This is a genomic window from Peribacillus sp. QJM3NY_7 (genome assembly GCF_056173225.1).
This window is the reverse complement of the sequence record NZ_CM149663.1, coordinates 2,033,189-2,055,266: the sequence shown is the minus strand read 5'-3', so window position 1 is coordinate 2,055,266 and position 22,078 is coordinate 2,033,189. Positions and strand designations below refer to the sequence as shown.

At 38.3% G+C, this 22,078-nt stretch carries 20 protein-coding genes and 1 pseudogene; 6 read left to right on the top strand and 15 right to left on the bottom strand.

Going from position 1 to position 22,078, the window contains the following annotated elements:
* Positions 1–51 precede the first annotated feature (51 nt).
* Entirely contained in the window at positions 52–651 is a 600-nt protein-coding gene (locus AC0VX1_RS09905) for a nucleotidyltransferase family protein (RefSeq protein WP_413022788.1), read from the bottom strand.
* An 828-nt stretch (positions 652–1,479) separates the two neighbouring features.
* Here AC0VX1_RS09905 and ftsZ point away from each other — a divergent pair.
* The gene (ftsZ, locus tag AC0VX1_RS09900) at positions 1,480–2,499 is read left to right on the top strand and encodes a cell division protein FtsZ (protein WP_475471002.1); all 1,020 of its coding nucleotides are present in this window, start codon (positions 1,480–1,482) and stop codon (positions 2,497–2,499) included.
* 514 nt (positions 2,500–3,013) lie between these two features.
* On the opposite strand, the gene AC0VX1_RS09895 is transcribed toward ftsZ, so the two are convergent.
* From AC0VX1_RS09895 to AC0VX1_RS09870, 6 genes are all read right to left on the bottom strand, one after another.
* Positions 3,014–3,916 (bottom strand): aldo/keto reductase, encoded by a 903-nt coding sequence (locus AC0VX1_RS09895; RefSeq protein ID WP_475471000.1) that lies wholly within the window; start codon positions 3,914–3,916, stop codon positions 3,014–3,016.
* A gap of 272 nt (positions 3,917–4,188) precedes the next feature.
* Positions 4,189–4,515, bottom strand: a complete 327-nt coding sequence (locus AC0VX1_RS09890) for a PTS sugar transporter subunit IIA (protein WP_063576673.1) — start codon at positions 4,513–4,515, stop codon at positions 4,189–4,191.
* A gap of 24 nt (positions 4,516–4,539) precedes the next feature.
* Positions 4,540–4,845, bottom strand: coding sequence for a PTS sugar transporter subunit IIB (locus tag AC0VX1_RS09885; protein WP_048685915.1), 306 nt, complete (start codon positions 4,843–4,845; stop codon positions 4,540–4,542).
* Between the two features lie 30 nt (positions 4,846–4,875).
* Positions 4,876–5,958, bottom strand: coding sequence for a DUF871 domain-containing protein (locus tag AC0VX1_RS09880; RefSeq protein ID WP_475470997.1), 1,083 nt, complete (start codon positions 5,956–5,958; stop codon positions 4,876–4,878).
* 10 nt (positions 5,959–5,968) lie between these two features.
* Positions 5,969–6,250: a hypothetical protein gene (locus AC0VX1_RS09875; RefSeq protein WP_475470995.1), complete on the bottom strand. Its 282-nt coding sequence runs from the start codon at positions 6,248–6,250 to the stop codon at positions 5,969–5,971.
* Positions 6,243–7,571 (bottom strand): PTS sugar transporter subunit IIC, encoded by a 1,329-nt coding sequence (locus tag AC0VX1_RS09870; protein ID WP_053534585.1) that lies wholly within the window; start codon positions 7,569–7,571, stop codon positions 6,243–6,245. Before AC0VX1_RS09870 ends, AC0VX1_RS09875 begins: the two co-directional genes overlap by 8 nt.
* A gap of 376 nt (positions 7,572–7,947) precedes the next feature.
* Between AC0VX1_RS09870 and AC0VX1_RS09865 the strand changes: the two genes are divergently transcribed.
* Positions 7,948–8,223, top strand: coding sequence for a ribbon-helix-helix domain-containing protein (locus AC0VX1_RS09865; protein WP_413022781.1), 276 nt, complete (start codon positions 7,948–7,950; stop codon positions 8,221–8,223).
* A gap of 209 nt (positions 8,224–8,432) precedes the next feature.
* Here the strand turns inward: AC0VX1_RS09865 and AC0VX1_RS09860 are convergent, their stop codons facing one another.
* Positions 8,433–8,852, bottom strand: coding sequence for a VOC family protein (locus tag AC0VX1_RS09860; protein WP_475470992.1), 420 nt, complete (start codon positions 8,850–8,852; stop codon positions 8,433–8,435).
* Between the two features lie 204 nt (positions 8,853–9,056).
* Here AC0VX1_RS09860 and AC0VX1_RS09855 point away from each other — a divergent pair, with 204 nt between their 5' ends.
* Entirely contained in the window at positions 9,057–9,428 is a 372-nt protein-coding gene (locus AC0VX1_RS09855) for a potassium channel family protein (protein ID WP_475470990.1), read from the top strand.
* A 657-nt stretch (positions 9,429–10,085) separates the two neighbouring features.
* On the opposite strand, the pseudogene AC0VX1_RS09850 reads toward AC0VX1_RS09855, so the two are convergent.
* From AC0VX1_RS09850 to AC0VX1_RS09830, 5 genes and pseudogenes are all read right to left on the bottom strand, one after another.
* Positions 10,086–10,667, bottom strand: a pseudogene (locus AC0VX1_RS09850) (cupin domain-containing protein).
* A 407-nt stretch (positions 10,668–11,074) separates the two neighbouring features.
* Positions 11,075–12,703 carry a ribosomal protection-like ABC-F family protein gene (gene abc-f / locus AC0VX1_RS09845; protein ID WP_475470988.1) on the bottom strand — a complete coding sequence of 543 codons (1,629 nt, stop codon included), beginning with the start codon at positions 12,701–12,703 and terminating at the stop codon, positions 11,075–11,077.
* A 454-nt stretch (positions 12,704–13,157) separates the two neighbouring features.
* Positions 13,158–14,027, bottom strand: a complete 870-nt coding sequence (locus AC0VX1_RS09840; protein ID WP_330502457.1) for a cation diffusion facilitator family transporter — start codon at positions 14,025–14,027, stop codon at positions 13,158–13,160.
* Positions 14,028–14,310: 283 nt separating this feature from the next.
* The gene (locus AC0VX1_RS09835) at positions 14,311–14,862 is read right to left on the bottom strand and encodes a dihydrofolate reductase family protein (protein WP_475470986.1); all 552 of its coding nucleotides are present in this window, start codon (positions 14,860–14,862) and stop codon (positions 14,311–14,313) included.
* A gap of 65 nt (positions 14,863–14,927) precedes the next feature.
* On the bottom strand, positions 14,928–15,773 hold the full coding sequence (locus AC0VX1_RS09830) for a nucleotidyltransferase domain-containing protein (protein ID WP_475470984.1): 846 nt from the start codon (positions 15,771–15,773) through the stop codon (positions 14,928–14,930).
* A 209-nt stretch (positions 15,774–15,982) separates the two neighbouring features.
* Here AC0VX1_RS09830 and AC0VX1_RS09825 point away from each other — a divergent pair, with 209 nt between their 5' ends.
* The gene (locus AC0VX1_RS09825) at positions 15,983–16,309 is read left to right on the top strand and encodes an antibiotic biosynthesis monooxygenase family protein (RefSeq protein ID WP_063576684.1); all 327 of its coding nucleotides are present in this window, start codon (positions 15,983–15,985) and stop codon (positions 16,307–16,309) included.
* A gap of 535 nt (positions 16,310–16,844) precedes the next feature.
* On the opposite strand, the gene AC0VX1_RS09820 is transcribed toward AC0VX1_RS09825, so the two are convergent.
* Positions 16,845–17,402, bottom strand: a complete 558-nt coding sequence (locus AC0VX1_RS09820; RefSeq protein ID WP_475470982.1) for a GNAT family N-acetyltransferase — start codon at positions 17,400–17,402, stop codon at positions 16,845–16,847.
* A gap of 499 nt (positions 17,403–17,901) precedes the next feature.
* Between AC0VX1_RS09820 and AC0VX1_RS09815 the strand changes: the two genes are divergently transcribed.
* Together AC0VX1_RS09815 and AC0VX1_RS09810 are read left to right on the top strand one after the other, a co-directional pair.
* The gene (locus AC0VX1_RS09815) at positions 17,902–18,261 is read left to right on the top strand and encodes a hypothetical protein (RefSeq protein WP_475470980.1); all 360 of its coding nucleotides are present in this window, start codon (positions 17,902–17,904) and stop codon (positions 18,259–18,261) included.
* A 380-nt stretch (positions 18,262–18,641) separates the two neighbouring features.
* The gene (locus AC0VX1_RS09810; RefSeq protein ID WP_475470978.1) at positions 18,642–20,426 is read left to right on the top strand and encodes a laminin G domain-containing metallophosphoesterase family protein; all 1,785 of its coding nucleotides are present in this window, start codon (positions 18,642–18,644) and stop codon (positions 20,424–20,426) included.
* A 159-nt stretch (positions 20,427–20,585) separates the two neighbouring features.
* Here AC0VX1_RS09810 and AC0VX1_RS09805 read toward each other — a convergent pair whose 3' ends face one another.
* Positions 20,586–21,482 (bottom strand): DMT family transporter, encoded by an 897-nt coding sequence (locus AC0VX1_RS09805; protein WP_475470977.1) that lies wholly within the window; start codon positions 21,480–21,482, stop codon positions 20,586–20,588.
* Positions 21,483–22,078 lie beyond the last annotated feature (596 nt).

Below are 22,078 nucleotides of genomic sequence, written 5' to 3'. Positions count from 1 at the left end.
TCTTTTATGATTCATTTCTATTCAAGATTTTCGTGGTTTTTATTTTTATTTTTACTTCGAGAAATTTAAAGCATTATCATAATCAATGGCTTTTTGGTAATCTTCCGGTGTATCAACATCCATTAATACTCCCGCATCATCTACATTCATGTATTGCTTTTCGTAACCGTCCAGGACCACACGCAAATTACTTTCTGGATTGGTTTCGAGAATTTTCTGTTTCACTTCGCTCGATAATTTAATGGGATGCCCGCCTTTATAGTCAAAGCTGGGAATAACCACGTTTCCTTTGTGTTTTGCTAGTAGCTGAACAGTCTCTTTTTTTACAAGCGGACAATCGCCGGGTGTTAAAAAGAAGGTTGGGGCATTCACTTCGTTACAGCCCTTTTGAATGGAAAGAAACATTCCCTGGTCAAAGTTTTCATTATAAACAAACTTGATCTGAAATGAATAGGCATTTTCACTGATGATTTTGGCAATTTCCTCTCGGATGATTTCCGCTTGAAATCCAGCTACGACGATGACCCTGCTGCATATTCCTTCAAATTTAGAGATCGTTTGCTCCAACACGCTCATTTGCCCCATCGGCAAAGTCATCTTAAATGCATTCGCTCGGCTGGAATATCCAGCAGCTAGGACGATCGCTTCCATATTCGTCACCTTCTATCTATCATTTTTCTTAAATCTCACAATAAAAGCACAAGCGGAGGCAGGATTTGCTGTATGGACTATTAAGAGAACATAGTGTTTTTTCTTTATATGCGTAAAAGCCTCATTATATTACTTATGGTACGCTTCACCGTAGTTATTTAAGAGGCAAAAAACAGACAGGATAAATATTTTCCTGTCTGTTTTAGTTTATTCAAAATAACAATCAGAATCATTTCACCCCTAAATTTTCACAACATTGAAATTATTTCAGGTGTAAACTATGTTCCCACATACTATATGTGTAGAGTGCAGACGGTAGGAAATATACAAAATAAAGATGAGATGTAGTGGTGCATCTTTGCTTATCTTTTTTACTAGTTCATGAATTAAAGGCATACAGCACGGTAATTTAACTCAGTTAGTTTCACCTTTTAAAACTCCTAAAGATATCATTATCTTTAACATTATTGGGTTACACACTGTAAATAATTTCTAATGAGATGGTCGTCGCCATCTTCATGAATACGTATTTGTTTATAATAATGTGTATATATTGATTTAAAAGTGGAATTACCTTAGAATTAAAACAAAGATTACCTTTTTAGGATATCGAACCCACCCACCTTTAGCAAAGAATGGAAGGGTTCAATGAAAGGCATTGTCGGTAGAAGTCTCCTTTACGGGACTGCTAACGACAATGCCTTTTTCTTTAACTAAATCTAAATATAAGAAAGACAAAACATTTCTAATAAAAGAATGAGTGTTGTTTCCGCTATTTATTTGAATAATTTGAAATAAGGTAATTTCAATGACTAGGAGGTCCTATAAATGGAGTTTGTTACAAGTGTAAACTCATCAGTCAACATTAAAGTAATTGGTATTGGCGGCGGAGGAAATAACGCCGTTAACCGTATGATCGAACATGGAGTTAAAGGTGTAGAATTTATAGCTGTTAATACAGATGCACAAGCTCTTAATTTATCAAAAGCAGAGATCAAGATACAAATCGGTGCAACATTGACAAAAGGTTTAGGATCAGGGGCAAATCCAGAGGTAGGTAAACAAGCAGTTAAAGAAAGCAAAGAGCAGATCCAAGAAGCATTAAAAGGTACAGACATGGTACTCATTACAGCCGGAATGGGCGGCGGTATAGGAACGGGTGCTGCCCCTGTCATTGCTCAAATTGCCCGTGAGCTTGACATACTAACCATTGGCGTTGTAACACTTCCGTTTGCGTTTGAGGGCAATAAGCGTGCAACACAAGCAGCAGGAGGGATCTCCTTAATGAAGAAAGCAGTGGACACATTAATTGTCATTCCAAACGATCGCTTATTGGAGATTTTACATAAAAATACACCAATGCTTGAAGCATTTCTTGAAGCGGATAATGTTATTCGTCAAAGTATCCAAGGTATATCGGATTTAATTGCTGTACCAGGTTTAATCAACATTGATTTTGCAGACGTGAAAACAATCATTTCCAATAAAGGGTCTGCCATAATAGGCATTGGCAGAGCAACAGGTAAACATCGCGCTGCGGAAGCTGCAAAGAAAGCCATTTCCAGTCCGTTACTTAACACTTCCATCGACGGAGCCCAAGGTGTGCTAATGAAACTCACAGGCGCCAATATAAGTCTATATGAAGTACAAGAGGCAGCTAATATTGTTACTTCCGAGGCAGACTCAGAGTTAAATATGATTTTCGGTTCTGTTATTAATGAAAACTTAAAAGATGAAATTATAGTAATTATCATTGCTACTGGCTTGAATGATCAGGAGGTTCCATCATTGAAAATGCCTGCGCGCCCTTCAATAGAAATGGAAAAACGGCTGTCACACGAGTTTTGAAGCAAAATACGATTATAATAATTCCACCAAGACCACAGTTAGTGAAAGTCAAATAGAAGGTATGGAGCAAGAATTATCTGAAAGTCCAGAAGATGGGACATAAATAGTTTCTATTAAGCTCCTTTTAACCTTTTCATATCCATAAAAAAGGTATGGAACCTGAAAACAGTAATAGATCGGTTTGTTTTCCCGCATTTTCTATTATTAGACTGCTTTCTTCCACATATCATATTGAACGGAAATGAATGGTTTGGGAAACATGGGAAAGTGGATTGATATGGATTCCAAAAAATACTTTGAGCCTATAACCCCGCTTTTCATGTTGTTTCACCTCGAAAATGAAATAGTATTTTTATTATACGGCAAAATCTTATTAGTACTAAAAAAATTCACCAAAAATCATGGTTGAAAAGTGAAAGTCCATCTCGTCTCTGTTTGCAATTTAAGAATGGGGACCTCTTCACGGAGGTCCCCATTAATGAAGGCAAGGTTTATTGTTAATCGGTACAGTTTATTACGGAATATCATGTCCCATCGAGCTTGTTAAAATGTTAAACCATTGCTCTTTTTCCATGCTTAAGTTTAGTGAATCAATGGCGCTGTCCAACCGTTCTTTCTTACCGGACCCAACGATTGGCATGATTTTTGCGGGATGCCTCAACAGCCAGGCATACATCACTTCATCTATTCCATTGGCACCGATTTCTTCTTTCACGGTTTCTAACGTTTTTCTTAAACGGACAGCCTTTTCGTTCGATTCCTCAAAGATGCTGCCTCCTGCAAGCGGTGACCATGCCATAGGCGCAACGCCCTTTTCCTGACATAAGTTCAAGGTTCCGTCTTCGAAGTTTTCAAGATTGTATGCCGAAAGCTCCAGCTGATTCGTCACAAGCGGATAGTCTAGATATGATTGGAGCATATCCCATTGCGGTTTTTTGAAGTTCGATACTCCAAAGTTCCGGACCTTTCCTGATTCCTTTAATTGATTAAACGCCTCAGCCGTTTCCGCCGGGTCCATCAGGGGATCCGGACGATGGATAAGTAATAAATCAATATAATCCGTTTTAAGATTCATAAGGGATTGTTCAACAGACTTTATGATATGGGTTTTACTAGTATCGTAATGGTGACTTTTATGGGAAGGACGGTTTTCTGATTGAAGAACGATGCCACATTTCGTAACGATCTCCATTTTATCGCGTAATGAAGGCTTTAATGAAAGTGCGTTCCCAAAAATCTCCTCACACGTATAGCTTCCATATATATCGGCGTGATCATATGTAGTGACGCCCCGATCCATTCCGTGTTCAATAAGAGATAGGATACCCTCGGCAGAAAATCTCCAATCTGCCAATCTCCACATACCGTGTACAATGCGTGAAAGACTAAGATCTTCAGTTAGATTGACTCTTTGCATGCTTTTCTCCCCTTTTATAAAATGATTGCTGTTGCTAATTAGTTGTTTGTTTTTCTATCATGACTGCCCTTCGTTAATCAGTGACAGTATCTATGGCTACTGTCATGAACCTAGTATAATTTAAATTTTCGGAGAATCCTAATCTTGAGTGACCCTTATCTGCCATATTCATTTAACTTAGGTTCATGAAGGAGGATATCTCCGCCTTCTCGTTGAAGTTCACACGTTATGAACATAAGAAAAAGGCTGCCGCAGCAACCTCCTGAATATTGTTAGTTCTTTTGTGTTTTCTTGTGTAATTCCACGATTTCTATCGCTAAATCTTTTGTTGTCATGGAAGTCATCAAGTGATCTTGAGCATGGATCAAGAGCATTGGAATATCGAATTTCTCACCATTCACTTCTTGTTGAATCAATGCGGTTTGGATTTTATGTGCAGCAACAAACTCATGTTCCGCTTCCTTTAATTTATCCTGGGCATCGCTTGATTTACCTTGTTTTTGCAAGGCGATGGCCTCCATTGCACAACTGCGGGCATTCCCGCTATGGAGAATTAATTGAAATGATAATTCTGAAAGATCCTCTTTTGTTTTCGTCATTTTACCACTCCTTTTGATAGTATGTTATTTTGAAATTAATTGGAGGGCCGTACGCAATACTTCCTTGCCATTACATGTTCCATAATGCATTGGATTTATCGTATCTACAGGTATTCCTTTTTCATCCCCTATTTTCTTTATATCATTAAGTTGATACCGAACTTGAGGGCCTAAAAGAATAACATCCACCTCATTTATATGGTTTCTTACTTCCATAGTGGCAACAGCCTGGATTTTCACGCTCAATCCTTCTTCCACCGCCGCTTTCTCCATCTTATTAACCAAAAGACTAGTGGACATACCTGCAGAACAGCATAATAAAATATTCATCATTATTCCTCCTTATAAATTAGGGTCAGGTTATTTAATCAATCTAAATGTGCCCCATGGTTTAATATAATCCAGTAAAAAAAGTTCCTCTTTTACAACATGGGCGACTGCATTTTTACGTTCATCCAATGTCATATCCCTTAAGATGACTTGAAGTTCGCCTTTGTATTTTCCAAAAGAATCATTGCCGATGAAAACGGCCCCTTTGCGCTGCGGGATACTTTCCCGGACTGCAAAATCTTCATTCGCATATTTTTTTCGGACCTCCACTGACCGGACCATATACTCGCTGATATCACCACGGCGAAGGTGTAATTCATCCAATACAACTTTTTGCTCAATTGGTGACGCATCCGAATGGAGTTCCACTTTCAACTCAATCATGTCACGCTGTAAGGCCCCCAGCATTCTTAGTTCCTCTTCACTCGCGTAAGCATTCCCAATGATGACATCATCAATTAAACCCGTTGCCCATAGATGCTTGGCTTGTACATCAATTGAAAGTTCACGGTGCTGCTCTAATGTGCATAATCCATCATTTATACTCCAAGGACCTATATCACCGGTTTGTGAAGTAACGAATGCAGCTGTACGAATGCCATGTTCTTTAAACCGTTTACTGCAGGCGATGAAGAAGTCGTAAGGAAGACCTGTGAATTTTTGGGGATAGAAATTATGACAGCCAATGATTTGATTTTTATTGCCCTGATGCGTCAGAATGTTCGATAAATAATCAACATCATTACTCATATTCAATTCGATTTTCAATCCATAAGGATTATAGGTCATTTTAGCTTCTCTCAAGCCATCGAATCCAAGATCCAGACGAACGCCGTCAGCTCCCATTTCTGCGAAAAAACTTAAATCATCATAGCTAATCTCAAACTTATCGAAAACAGCTGGAGCAACATCAAGTATGACTTCCATATGTAGAGCTTTCGCATAAGAAATAATATTTTTATATTCTTCCATGACAATTTCATATGGTTTTGAAACCGATAATAAACACGTGAATATTCGTTCAAAACCATAACTATGGGCAAGTTTAATATATTGCTTGTCTTTATCCGGTGTAGAGTGTTCCGGATAAATTGAAATACCTAATCTTCTCATAAGCTATCATTCACTCCTTTTCTACTTTCTTCCATTGAGCCCACTTAGTTTGTAATCCCATTAAATAGTCACGGTAGCGGGAGGATACCATTACAGAACAAATAATCGTTGGTACAATGACAATCAAATAATAAGTCGATCCCATTGCGGTAAATAGAAAGATTGAAAAACTAATGATTAAAATAGACAGGCCAACCGATTTCCATGGTGTTAAACTTTCACCTAGCCGAGTACGGGAAAAAATGATTTGCGCCCCGACAAATGATAGAATGGCGAATATTATTTCAGGCATATTTAATGCCCGCTTTCTTTTCTTCCGGTCCAGCTTCAATTTTATTTTCATCACGTAGATGCTGCTTCTCGAACATCTTGAAAAATGGAAAATAGATCATTAATGAGATGACAAAATTCAATAAAACGAGAACCCCGGCCATGATTGTCCAATTTGTACTGATGACAGCGGCAATTGGACTAAAGACCGTAAACGGCAGTTTAGCCATTATCATCGGTATTAACCCTAATTGAAAGAATGTATAAGAGACGATGACATTTACCAAAGGGGCAACAATGAATGGAACCATTAAAATGGGGTTCATGACAATCGGCGCTCCAAAAATGATAGGTTCGTTAATATTAAAAATCCCTGGAACAAAGGACAGCTTACCCAGCTCTTTCAAATACTTCGATTTTGAAAATAGGAATAGTACAACAAGTGATAATGTCGATCCCGCCCCGCCAATCCAGACGAACCATTGAATGAATTGTTCGGTAAATAGATTGGGCAAATTCGCCGCATTACCCGTTCTTGCAAATGCATCCATATTCTCGAGAATCGCCGAATCCCACATCGGCCGTATGATTGGACCCAATATTGCCGGTCCATGAATACCAAGAGACCAAAAGAAAACGATGAGAAAGACTGTAAGCAAACCTCCTATTAAACTATTGCCAACCAATAAATTTTTGAGAGGTGACACCAAAGTAGTGATGATCGAGTTAATGTCAAAGCCCAAACCATATCGAATGCCCCAGAAAAGAAGGACCACGACCAATGTTGGAATCAGGGCTGCAAAGGAATTCGAAACCATTGGCGGAACGCTTTCCGGTAATTTGATTTTTATATCGCGTTTAATCAAAAAATGAAAAATCTCAACTGAAATCAAGGATGTTACTATTGCACCGAATAAAGAGGCTGCGCTTAAAGAGCTGATAGGTAACCAGCGACCGGCTTCTATTACTCCTGGAACGGATTCCATGACTTGTGTAGGCACAACACATGTAATCAGAAAAGCTAAGACTGATAGAAGGCCTGCACTGAGCTGATCTAATTTATAATGTCCTGCAAGCGCTGACCCCACCCCAAAAGCTGCATATAAAGCCATTGCTCCGACCGTAAACCGAAACGGAACATCCAAAGCGGCACGATAAGGTGCAATCCATTCGTCATACCCATTGATTGGAAAATTCAACAAAATAACAAAGAATGATCCAATGATCGTCAGTGGAAGTGTTGCCAGAACACCGTGCCTGATTGCCAGCAGATGTCTTTGTGAACCAATTTTGTTTGCCACTGGAAGCACTTTCATTTCGAGTATCCCCATAAAATTATTCAATAACTTTTCCCCCTTTTGATCAAAAGTCTGAAAAAACACACAATTATAATAAATAAACATTATAACGTTATATTCATTATGTCAATATTTTTATTAAAAATATGGTTTATGTTATAAACTTTGAAATCCAAGAATACATAGTGCAGTTATAAATCCGCTATTGATAAAAGAAGTGGAAACCCTTCTCGTGACTCCCCAAGTGCACAAAAAAAAGAAAACTGGAAAATTGATCACTGCCAATTTCCTGCTTTCTTTTTTGAAATCACTTTTCACTTCCAGAATTGAGTGCAAAGATGAACCAAAGCCTTTATACATTTCCCTACACTATATTTGTTAACCCTCAATTAAAGGTATATGATAGATTAAAAGACTGAAGGTGGAACGGCCTATCAATTCTGAAACGAGAAAACCAATAAACATTACCCTCAATCCGTACTTGAATAATAGACTCGCTAATTTGGCTGAAGAAAGAGGTATCCCCATCGAAAGACTGATGGATAAAGCGGTAGACTTGCTGCTTGAATACATGGAAGATAATGATACCGTTAATCAGGTGAAATACAGTAATAACGAAGCGATTGAAAAGAATAATGAATTGATTGCAAAAAGCAGAGAGTTCATAAATAAAAAACAGGCACAGAACCCTAGGTAAAATACTTGTTTCATACTGTAGGCAAACTTGATGAAATCGATTTTGCCTACAGTTTTTTATGGTTTTTATAATTTGAACGTTGGATTTTCACTCCATGCACTCGCTTTTCGCGGACGGACAGCCCTCGGCGCCTCTAAACCTGCGCGGTCTCCCCTAGACTTTGATCTTCATGGAATGAATAAAACTAGAAATGATCTCTAATCATGATTCTATTCACAATCCCACTGCGGATTCCAAACAACCTCCCAAAGGTGTCCATCAGGGTCTTGAAAGTGTGCAGAGTATCCACCCCAGAAAGTCTCATGTGCCGGATCGGTTATGATCGCTCCAGCTTTTTTTGCTTTTTCCAACACCATATCCACTTCCTCTTTACTGCCTACATTGTGACCAAGTGTAAATTCAGTAGGGCTTGCCGGAGACAAAGGAACCTTGGCCTCATGAGCTATATCCCTTCGATTCCATATGGCAAGCTTTAAGCAACCTTGCAGGTCGAAAAAGGCAACGGCTCCATGCTCAAATTCTTTGCCCACTATTCCTTTTGTTTGAAATCCCAGGCCATCCCGATAGAATTCCAGCGATTTTTCCAAATCATCCACACCTAATGTAATGACAGTAATACGTGGTTTCATGATTGTCCCCCCTTCTTACTTAGTTTCTCCTTCTATTGTTAACCAACGCTTCTAGTTCAAGCCAGATCAAAATAAACAGGTTTTTTTGTCAATCTAAACTGAATTCCTGTATAGTAGAATGATTAACTGATCAATCTCGAATATCAGGATTTACTCATTCACTTTACTTAAAATGTAATAATCCGAAAGGAAAAGCGATTACCAATGATTTCATTTATCCTCACCTTGAAACGTTTTCTAAAAGCACTCTGGTCCGCTTTTAAATTGAAGAACTTCCAGGTTCTTTTCGTCTTGGTCCTCGTTATGTTATTTTCCGGCACGATTTTCTATGTTAAGCAGGAAGGTGAAGGTCTGACTGTGATTGAATCCCTTTACTTCTGTGTTGTTACTCTTAGCACGGTTGGGCATCCCAGTTTTGAACCGCAGACAACATTAGGAAAAGTGTTTACAATGATTTATATTGTAGGCGGCACCGGATTATTTATGGGCTTAATAGGATACCTAGCATACAATCATAAAGAAACCGGAAAACGAGAGCAACAGCAACAAAATCTGAATGCAAAGGAATGCTTATAATAATTGGCATTCCTTTTTATCGTAATCCAATCACCCTTCACTACAACAAGTGCAGGTTCTCTGCCGAATAACAGTTGTTTACGTAGGGGCACAAATCCCCCCTTATATTGGAGACCGTCGAACTTTCATTAACATAGGATGTTAGTGAGACGGCATTCGAGGTGAAAGATATATATTTTATTAAAAATAATTATTTTTTTCATAAGTAAAGTACTAGGAAACAATCAAAAAGAATTCAATATTAATTTTCAAGTGACTATATTGAATTGCTAAAAATTAAAAATGGCGGGTAGCTCAAATATCAAGCGTTGCCCGTGAATTTTAAAAGTTCTTGAGCCGTTGACCTACATTATCTTTATGGAATCAAAAAAATGTCCCCACTCAAAGCAAGTAGGGACTTTTCAATGTTTCGCAGTAAAAATAGGTGTAGGGTATCCACTTATTCTTTTGTATTGATCATTAAAAACAAAAAAGACCCTTTATAAGGGGGGGTTTGAAAGATGGAGGAACCCTGTGGAGATAATACCGTAGTTTTATTATCTCCATTCGATTTCTAATTGTTCACCTTACAAAATAAAAAGGGTCAGCCAATCTGTCAAAACCCTATCTGCATACTTTTGCTCTATATATACATTTACTTCCTGAAGCATATACGATCTATTGCCATAATCGTTGCACTTCTTCAACAGCCACTGCATCTGCTTTGGTAACATGAACAGTACCAAATGGATGATTAGGAGGAGCATATATCGAGTAAAGCTTTAGAGGAATATTATCTGTATTAACTACATTATGCCATGTGCCAGCAGGTATCATTATCGCATAATCATCATAGACGTTTCTTACAAAGTTTAAATTATCCTTTCTATTGCCCATTTGAACAACCCCTTGACCTTGTTCAATACGTAAAAATTGGTCAACGTTTGGGTGAATTTCTAAACCAATATCTTCACCAACTTTAATACTCATCTATGTAACTTGCAAATGTTTTCCTGTCCATAAGGCGCTACGATAGGTTGTGTTTTGTTTCGTACCCTCATTGATATTCAATACAAATGGCTTAGGTCCATAATCTTTTACCTCAAAATTATTTCTTCCATTTGATGATTGTAAATAGCCCAAATGGTTAACATTATTTACACTCCAATAATCAGGATTTCTTAAATGGTTATACATTGGTTCATTAACATAATAAGAATTTTGATATTGATAGGGATGGATATAAGGAGCATAGTACATTTTTCTCAACCCTTCACAGTTTATAAAATTATCATATGCACTTGTTAAGTGAATGTACTTGAAACATAAAAAAGCCCCTACACATATGAGTAAGGGGCTTAGATTTTGCAGGAACAAATCAATGATAGTGGCTTTGCCAGCAATCTTATCAACAGAAAAATTTCTGGCCTTTTGGAACTTATATTAAGCTGACTCTGTACTCTTTCCACATATAGTACACACCTTTTCAACAGTAACGATGGCTGCCTTAATCTTTGCTCCCCATAGCCATTTAATGATCAAATTTTCATTTGATCTCCAATCAGGATGAATTTACCTTAATCCTTTTTATTGGTCTTTCAATAAATGTAAAATAAACTAAATCATAAAGGCCCTCTCGATTGAGAAGCGCCTTTTATGGTTTGCACTTATTCTTCAAGCTCTTTTTTCTTGTTCAAGAGTTGGAGGTATTCCCTATCCAATTCCGCTTTTTCCTCTTCCTTCATAACACTGGACAGTTTACCTAGTGTCTCGATGATTTGCACTTCAATCATAAGAAGCTCAGCCTGTTTATCTTCAAGGCCATCCTTGCGAGTGGCTGATTTTGTTGATTCCTTATTTATAGCACATACTCTCGGGGGTTCTTTTTCAAATGAAAGTGAATGTGTTGCAAGCGATTGGATCAATGAACGATCATGAGTCACAAAAACGATCGTTCCTGGATATGCTTTTAACACTTCTGTTAAAGCCTCTTTAGTATGAATATCCAGGTAATTTGTAGGTTCATCCAAAACCAGTACATTATAGTTTCCCAAAAAAACCTTTGCTAGGGAAGCCCTGACTTTTTCCCCACCGCTTAAAAGTGATACTTGTTTGTGAACGTCATTTCCTTTAAAAGCTAATCGTGATAAAAGTGTACGAATAAAGGCTTGATTGTAGGGACTGTCCTCCAATATATTTTCGAGAACCGTTTTACTTTCATTTAAATTTTCTTGTTGTTGGGCAAAAAATCCAATCTTTGCTGGCATCGCGACATATAAATCTGGGTGCCTTTCCACTATCTTTTTCAATAATGTCGTTTTTCCTGAACCATTTTGACCATTGATGGCGAGTCTGCAAGCTAAGGGGACATCTCCAAAAATATGTTGTTTCAGCACCCGTGACCCGACTTTCAGGGAACAGCCATTAAATCGAATGACCCTTTTGCTATGCAAAGATGGAAATTCTGAAATATCAAAGATGATGGGGGTATCTTCCCTCGGTTTTTCTTTTTTTGCTAATTTTTCGATTCGAGTTTCGATCGCTTCAGCAGAACGGTTCAATTTCGCCTTCTGTTTCCCGGAGCTCCGTTTATGCAGCCTTGCTTCTGAATTACCCATTCGTTTAGGGGCTTTCCTAATTGAATCGGATTTGGCTTGGAGGTTTTGTGCAGCCTGTTTCAACCGGTTCTTTTCGCGGGTATACTCTTCATATTGTTTATTTTCCTTTTCTGTTTTTGCTTGCTTTTGTTCTATATACGCTTCGTAATTCCCTTCATATACCGTTACCTTGCCTTGCTCAACTTCCCATATTGTAGTACATAGATGATTCAAAAATGCTTTATCATGTGAAGTAAGCAAAATAGCGCCATTAAAAGATTTTAAATCTTTTTCCAATTGTTCAATTCCGAATATATCCAAATGGCTGGTAGGTTCATCCGCGATCAATACATCCGCATTGGAAGAAAGGGCTGCGGCGATTTTTCTTCGGGTTCGTTCACCGCCGCTTATGATTTCTTGATTCTCATCGGGCAGTTTCCATATACTCGTTAATACCCCGCTTATTTCTTGATCAGTTTCTTCCATCTGCGGGATATAGCTGACCGTTCCATAGCTCTCGATATGACCGGAATCGGGTTCCCTCACTCCCGCTAGTATAGAAAGCAGGGTCGTTTTACCTTCTCCATTCCTGCCAACCAAACCAACACGGTCATGACTGTAAAGATGAAGTGTATCAACAGAAAGAACTTCACGGCTTCCGTAACTTTTCTTTAAATCATTCGCTTTTAAAAATAACATAAAAAAATCCCCCTCCATTTTTCTAGAGAGAGATCGCCTGTTACTAAATTAATATACATAAACCAAATATACCTCATCTGATTGGATATCAGAAAAAGTAGTTGTATATGAATTAGTACCTATAAACGAACAGACGAATCCCATCTCTAAACATAATCATTAAAAATCTCACATGGGTATCTAAAAAGATTCTTGTTCAAATGAAAAAATAAATTCACTTTACTTACCGATAAATCCGGTAAGCAAACAAAGTGACGGCTTATTTGCATTGAACATACCTAACCGATTACACCCATTGAAATTGATTCAGATTTACTGTTTATTTGATAAGATTACTGCTTCATTGTATAAGGTACCTTTTCCTTCCAATGTAATGAATTAATGATTGCATATTATTTATATGTTTGTAAAGCAGATTTATACCTTTTTTGTTCATTCATAATGAAAGAGAGAGTTAATTGGGCTCTACATGGACATGAACATCATACACTCCATGATCTTTCATCATCACTTTTTCTACATGTGTCGCTATATCATGTGCTTCTTTAATATCCAAGGTAGAATTGACAAGGATCACAACATCAATCACTTCATTGTTCCCGTAATTTCTTCCTTTAATTTCTTTTATCCCCTTGACTCCATCTACATTTGTAATTACATCCTTATATAGATGAATTTTATTTTCATCAAAACCGTCAGAAAGTTCATGTGAGGCTTGACTGAATATATCCCAGGCTGTTTTGCATATTAATAATCCAACAATGATGGCCGTAAGGGGATCAAGCCATGGCATGTTTAATTGGGATCCGAAAATCCCTATAGCTGTTCCTATACTTACCCAAGCATCGGAAATATTATCTTTCGAAGCTGCCATAACGGCTTTACTGTTAATTTTCATAGCAAGCTTTTTATTATATCGGTATACAAAATACATAGCTATTGCTGATAAAACACCTACATATCCGGCAATAATGTCAGGTGATTCCTCTCCACCTTTAAGCATGGAAGCAACAGCATCTATCAATACTTGTACACCAACGGCAAACATGATAAATGAAGCTACCATTGATGCAATCGTTTCACTCTTCCAATGACCATAACCATGATCTTTATCGGGGGGTCTTTGAGCTAGCCTTAAACCGATCAATACGGCAAGGGACGCGATAATATCAGTAGTGTTGTTCAACCCATCCGCTTTTAAAGCCGCTGAGTCGCTTATGTATCCGATAGCCAGCTTTATGATTGATAGACAAATATAAGCAATAATACTGATGATTGCACCACGTTCGCCTAATTTGAGGTCATTATATTTTTGTTCTTCCATTTCAACTTCCCCCCACAATTAAGTACCTGAATATCATATCAACTTAAAAATGGGTGGGTCTATAGCAACCTTTTTGTATCGCTTTATATAAGTAAGAGATAGATAACTATGTTGCATATGGCAAACTATCTGAATAGAATAATATTTAGGTAGTTTTATTATAGGAAAAGCCCCTATGCTGCAAATTTCCCTCCGAAAGAAGATTTGTTGCATTAGAAAAGGGTTGCGGTAACACAACCCTCACAGCTAAGTAGAAGTACAACTTATTTAGGGAGTGAAGTTCCTACGCATAAATAATATTATATGTCGGTTTAATCACACCGTTTGGGAATTGTTTCATTTCAACTAAGTCCAATTTTAGACTTGGCTTAACACTGCCGAAAAGAGGGATGCCTTCACCAATTATGACTGGATTCACTTTAAGCACCAATTGATCAATGAGTTTATGTTTCAATAACGTTCCAGCCAGTTCACCGCCCCCGCAAAGCCATAGCTTTCCGTCACTTTGCTGTTTGAGGTTTTCAATAAACGCAACGGCGTTTCCCTCGATAAGTTCTACCTCCTCATTCGATTCAAACTGAAGGGAGCTCGAAAATATATAATGTTTCAAACCCTTATAACCTGGTTCACCCGGTTTGGCTCCGAATTGAAATCCAAATTCATATGTTTTACTTCCCATCAATACCGCTTCATAATGCTGGATATCGGATAAAAAGTCCGGGACATGCTCTCCTTCAAATAAGAAAAAAGAATGATTGATATCCCCTTCCAACATTGCTTGGTCTGCAATGAAATGATCAAGTGAAACGGCTACATGATATACCAATTGTGCCACTTAGCATCCCTCCAATAGAGATTACACATTTTACACGTACTTTATTTCATTAGCCTCATATGGTATCAGATAGCCATATCGATTATTCTTTTGATATGGTATTCATTTGTTTCGACACCCAATTGAGTACATAGGTATTCATTTAGTCTGAGGAATTCTGGGATCATACGTCTCAACGTTTTAATAATTTCATTTGAATTGCGGCCACAATCCCAACTTTCCAACAGGGATAACTGCTTTCCAGCTAACTTACTTCTATTGCCCTCAATTTTTGTCCATACTCCATAGGGAACATCTAAATGCTCTTCCATTTCCATATACCAACCAGACACAATCAGCCACCGTATCCTATCAAGATTGGATAGTGCATATAGCATTTCTCTTCTCATAACGGCCCTGTAGGTTTCATGGACAAATGCAAGCAGCTTTCCTCTCCAATGCTCAACTTCATCAGGTGTAGGTTTATACACTTTCTCTGCCGATTCTTTTATAATAGGACTCATAATATTAAAAGGATCATAGATGACTTTTACCTCTTTTAACCAAATGGAGGGAACAATTTCCTCAGGTGCATGATACCAGCTATCAACTTTTACAAAGGTATTATAATGAGTGACGACATACGGTGAATAAGGATTGCAGTCTTCGTGAAATGAAACATCTCCCCAATTATTGGCTCTATCCCTTTTTCCCTTTAAAAATTCTGCTTTACGTTTTGGATTAACAATGGTGTGCAAATCTATATCGGAGTATTGATCATCGTTTCCTTTTGCTAATGAACCAGCAATGTAAATAGCCAAAACATCAGGATCTGCCGATAAATCTTTTAATGCATTTTCCAAAAGAATATCGCGTTGTTTCGGTAAATATGCATCTCTTTCTATATGTTTGCTAATGAATCCCGCACACAAGACCATCTCCTTTTTTTTGTAAAGCCGTCAAAGTAATATATATTCGTGAATCAGAATAAAATCCCTTTAGCAGAATTGCCGTGTCAGAGATATATACTGCTTTTTACCTCCTTGTTTTCTTTGCTGAGTACCTCTTTACCGGGCAACTATCCTCATTCTCGCCTATGTGGTATTATTTTGAATATTAAGTTAAAAGGAGGCATCATTTCATGTTATTTGCAAATACTCCCGAACCGCCCTATTACGCTTGTATTTTCACTTCGCAAAGAAGCGATAAGGATGCCGCAAGCTATAATTCAACCGCAGAATTCATGGATGAACTTGCCGCTCAACAAGATGGCTATTTAGGAGTCGAAAGCGTGAGAGATCAAAACGGGTTAGGAATTACCGTATCCTATTGGAAGTCCTTGGATGCCATAAAGCTTTGGAAGGAAAATGCCGCTCACAAAAAGGCACAAGAAAAAGGTATGAAAGATTGGTACTCGTCATACACTACCCGAATTTGTAAGGTTGAAAGAGATTATACAAGCAAATGAGTAAACTAAGATTTATGAATATATAGTTATAAAAAAAACCGCTCTACTATTTTGGGTTTGTAAATTCGAACGTTGATTTCCATTCCAGGCACTCGCTTTCCGCGGGCGGTCCGGGAGCCTCCTCGGCGCTCTTGCACCTGTGGGGTCTCCCTTGGACGCGCTTTTCCCGCAGGAGTCTCGTACCTTCCATTTCAATCAACTAGATTTTTTTCACTTTAGGATGTTCATCCCAAAACATGTTCAAGACTAATTCCCATTATGAATTTTTACTGTTTTGTGAAACACTTATTAAATTCGACAATTCCACCATACCCTTGGAGAGTAACTTTCAGATACCAAAGCCGCTTGCGGTTAGAACTTTTTTAACTGAAATCAAACTAGTTTTCCATTGAGTTTGTCTTCAGACCGCTAAAATCCCAATTGGTAATCAGCCCCTCAGTAAAATCGTAAAAGGGCTTCGGGATGAGAGCATTCCGAAATCCACTTTTGTCGACAAACAGGGACCGCTTCTTAAACGATCTTCACAATGAATTAATTAAAAGGAAATGCCGTTAAGATCTTCTTTTATGAGTGAGTACATGTATAAATCATCGAATTTGCCACGGGTAAATTCATAATGCCTAAGAAGTCCTTCTCTTCTAAATCCTTGTTTTTCCACAAGTTTTTGGGATGGGTGATTATCAGGTTCAATTAAAGCTTCAATCCTTTCCAGGTGAAAGTGGCGATAACCATACATAACAACAGCTTCCAATGTTTCACTCGCAATGCCTTTTCCCCAATGGTCTTTACTTAATTCATATCCAATTTCCGCACGATGGTGTTTGGTTACCATATTCAGAAAACCACAACTTCCTATAACCTTACCGGAATTCTTTAATGTAATTCCCCATCTAATTCCCGAACCTTTTTCGAAAATAGATTCATACCACTTAATTTCATCCCATACATCATTTACTGTATCGAATGGATTTAACCCCATTGGCTTCACCACATCTGTATCAGATAGATATTTGAACATGTCACCCGCATCTTCCAGTGTTACTTCCCTTAATATCAATCGTTTGGTTTCAATAACCGGAAATACCTTCTCCATTCAATTTCCCCCCCTCCAAACTCCCATTTCCATATTTAACTATTTAATCATTACCTAATTAAAGTCGATAATCAACGCATTATTGCTTAAAAATTAATGTTAATAACTAAAAGGCGTCCCTTCTTTCGTAGAAACGACTTTTTTCCGTTTTATTTACTTCCTTCATTAAAAGAATTTTTTGTTTCCTTTACTGCTGAAATGAATATGGGCCTTCGATTTTCATCTTTCATTTCAGGAACACTTTTTAACATGTCATCAGAAGGCATCGGTTCCTTTACTGCTTTAATGCTGAACAAAACAACTCAAGCACTATTAGTGTTTAAAATTCAATATGGGAAAAAAAACAGCCATTAATAAACAGCCATTAATATTGTTGTCTTTTATTTTGACAACAATAAATAGGCAGCCCTGTTTTGTTGTCCATCATTGTCCATATAGGACCCTTCCCACCCTTTGTACATAGTCTGAAAGGGTAAACAAAAAAAGGAGGATTTCTTGAATGTATAATTATAATTACGCTTATTACCCTAATAATCTGCATTATTATATAGATGGAGAACGAATACCTGGCCCGGGCGGCGGTCAATGGGACGGTCACGGTGGTGGTCATGGCGGCGGTCATGGCGGCGGTCATGGCGGCGGTCAATGGGACGGACACGGTGGCGGTCATGGCGGCGGTCAATGGGACGGACACGGTGGTGGCCATGGCGGCGGTCAATGGGACGGACACGGTGGTGGTCATCATGGCGGCGGTCAATGGGACGGACACGGTGGTGGTCATTGGGAACACGGACAATGGATTCCACGCTGTAGGAGAGTATGGGTTCCCGGATTTGGTTGGACCTGGATTTGTAGATGAAAAAAAAGACAGCTTATGGCTGTCTCTTTTTTTGCTTTTTCTTCGTTTTGTCCATTAACTCCAATTACCAGTATGCTTGTTTTCCTACTCCCCATCTGATGTTCAAAATCCTTCAAACTACATCTCTTCATATTATTGATTTCTATCGATTGAAAATCTTGATTTAACAAGTTAAACAAATAATTAGGACTTATTCCCTAATGGGTTTTGTAGAAATAAGACTTTTTTACTCATCCTTAATAAGTTACCGAGAAGATAAGCAAACTATACCATATTACAGCTGTACGGAATCTACCTTGGCTTAGTACGCTACAAATTAATCCCGGTAGTAAAAAGGATAAATGTATATCGCTTAATCAAAATGTAACGGGGTGATGTTTATGAGAATGAAAAAAGCATTAATAGGTCTCTCACTCTTATGTATGATTGTTCCTGGTATTGCCAAATCGGCTGATTCCGTTGCTGAAAATGATCGAAGCAATATCGTGGCAAATTGGAAATTCACAAAACAACATGTTAAAAGCGGTTCAATCGATAAAGGTAATTTAATTATAGAAGATACAAGCAAACATGGAAATGATTTAGAGTTAGTGACGATAGGGGACCCTGCCTCGCCTGAATTAAAAAAAATGTTGAAATGGTCTGAAGAAGATTATTATGCTCAAGATAAAGTTAATAGCTTGAAATTCGCCAATTACGAAAACGCCCCTGCAGGAAGGTATTTTAAAACCATACGGGATGCACCTATCAATTCAGAGAATTTCGATAGGGGTTTTACCATTGAATTGGTATTTAAGATGCCAAAGACACCCAAAAGTGCCATGGGGCTTTTTTCAAGACAAGGACAGGCGGCAGATCTTAATAAAATGGAAGGCGAGAAAAAAATCCTTTCTGCTTTATCTATATCCAGTGATCAAAAATTGCACTGGACAAGCCATCCATCCAATCTAAACTATAATGTAAGCAATTGGTCTCGTTCTTTAAATGCTGGTGAATGGTACCATTTGGCAGTTGTTAATGATGGTAGCACAACGACTCTTACTTTAAATGGCGTTAGTGATTATGGAGAATCAGAAAAGGCAATAGGTATTGCAGCATTAAAAGGTAAAGGCTGGAATATCGGTGCAACAGAGTGGGGAAATAAGTTGGATGCGCTTTTCGCAGGGAATATCCAGGAAATACGAATTGCCAACAAGGCATTAACTGAAAAAGAATGGCTAGTACAGGATGCTCGTGACGATGAACCCTTTGAAGGATCAAACAAGTCCTTCCCCATTCTAACGAATAAGAAGAATTATAATTTCCTCTTTATTCCAGATACCCAGAAATATTCAAGCCAAAATCCTGAGATTTTCAATAGTCAAATGAACTGGATATCCAATAACACCAAGAAGAACAATATTATCATGAATACATTTGTTGGGGACATTGTCGATAGTGATTCAGAAAAACAATGGCAGAATTCGCTCAGAGCCATTTCCCTTTTGGATAAAAAGGAAATTCCATATATGATGGCGGCTGGGAATCATGACTATGCTGCCGGAGATCCTTTTTTAACACATTATGGGCCACAGCGTTTTATGAATAAAAAATACTATAAGGGGGCGGCTCCCTCTGGGTATAGCTCATATGCAATCGTTAAGGCAGGGAGTTATGAATACTTAGTTTTAATCGTGGATATGAAAAATCTCCATAAGGACTTGGAATGGTCAAAAAAAGTTCTGGAACGGCATAAAGATAAACCGACAATCCTCGTCTCACATGATATTATTTTTCCGAAAGTTAAAGATGATAAAACCATTGCCGCCGATTCGTCCAATGGCCGGCTGATATGGGATGAACTTGTAAAGAACCATAATCAAGTGTTCATGACGGTTAATGGACATTTTTATGGGATAGCGCATCGGGTAAAACAAAACTCAGCAGGAAATGATGTCATTCAAATGCTGGTCAATTACCAAACGAATTATCGAGGGGGAAATGGCTGGCTAAGACTTGTAGAATTTGATGAAAAGAAAAATGTATTATTATTCCGTACTTATTCCCCATATGTTGACGGAATGACTAGGAAAGAAAAGTCCTATATTGATTATAAATTTTTAACAAGTGAAAATAATTCATTTAAATTGGAATGGGACTTTAAACATAGATTTAATTTCAGGTAATGAACAGGTCGGAAAAATCCAATTCCCCAGGTGTATCTGATTAACCTCATCAACCTGGGTGAATTCCTTTTATTAGGATGCCCTCCTATTTGTTGAGTCGTCCAAGAAGGATATATGTTCATTCATGATGATCTGGGATGCTGCTATTTTTTCTAGTTTTCATGCTGCTTTTTTTACCACTGATTTATACTTTCCGAAACCATTAACGACAAGGACCCCCAATATCGCAATACTGCCGCCAATGACTGAAAGGGTACTAGGTACTTCCTGCAGCCAAACCCAAGCGACGAAAATGGCAATCACAGGTTCAATGTACAACAAACTGGAAACGGAACTGGCTTTTCCTAATGATAAAGCGACTGCCCAAGTTACATAACCGATGGCCGCAGGGAAAATACCAACAAAAATCGCTGATAAATGACCTTCCAAAGTAGCATGTTGAATTTCTTGAAATAGCCCAGGAAAAAATATAAAAAAGGGTATTGTACCGATCCATGTGAAGTAAGCTGTCAATTCAATCGGATTATAACGGCTAAACAGTGGCTTTTGGAAAACAAAAAACACCGCAGAAGCAATAGCTGACATCAGTACTAAAAAAGCTCCTTCAGAAATAGTCAGGGAAGGTCCTGCGGTACCTAATGTTATTAAGATGATCCCTGTGAATCCAATTCCCAAACCAATCCATCCGTATAGTCCGAGGTGTTCTTTTAAAACGAACGCAGCAATGATCGCGATGAAGACAGGTGCTGAACCGATCAGCATTCCAGCCGTTCCCGCCGAAACCGTTTGTTCCCCGAATGTCACCCCGATATGGTAAATACTAATGCCAATAAATGCAAGGATCGAAATCCTCAACAAATCCTCTTTTTTCGGGAGTCGAAATTTCACCCCAGGCCAGAGAGCATAAAGGATAAAAACTCCTGATGCTATAAGATAACGAACAAGTACCAAATGACCGGCTGAATATCCGCCATGTAAGCTTGCACGAATAGCAGCGAATGTAGAGCCCCAAATAATAACTGTTATAGATGCCAATAAAAATGCCTTTGTGTTCAAAACCTATTCCTCCCAACCATCCCTATAAATTGAAGGTATCATGGATACGTGAGAACTTCAATAAAATTTCTATCTCGCTGTGAAGTGTCACAGTAAAATAACGAATTTAAGTACATTCTGAGTTGTAACCATCGCTGAAGAAATTCTATTCCATTTGGGATTGGATTTGAGAACTTTGTTAAAAGATGGATCAGGTTTGAAAAGCATACTAAACCAAATAGTTATATAGTCAAAACAAGTTGATTGGAGCGGATGTGCGAGACTCCTGCGGGAAAAGCGTTTCCAGTGAGACCCCGAAGGCGCAATTGCGCTGAGGGCGGACTGCCTGCGGAAAGGGAGTGCCTGGAGAGTTCTACCTAAATTTTTTTCACTGTAATCCTTCTTGGATTGAAGAAATTTGCGACACTCCTGCCGAATTACTGGCTGGCCGAGACACCGCAGACGCTTGCGTCGAGGAGGCTTGGCAGGCAGTCGGCGGAAAGGGAGCGGATTTCTGAAATCGTCTGAAACGTCTTTTAAATAAAAAAGCTGTAGCCAAACTCTCTTTTTATGTTTTTTTATTTCTTTTATGAATACGTTATTGGATTGAAGAAATT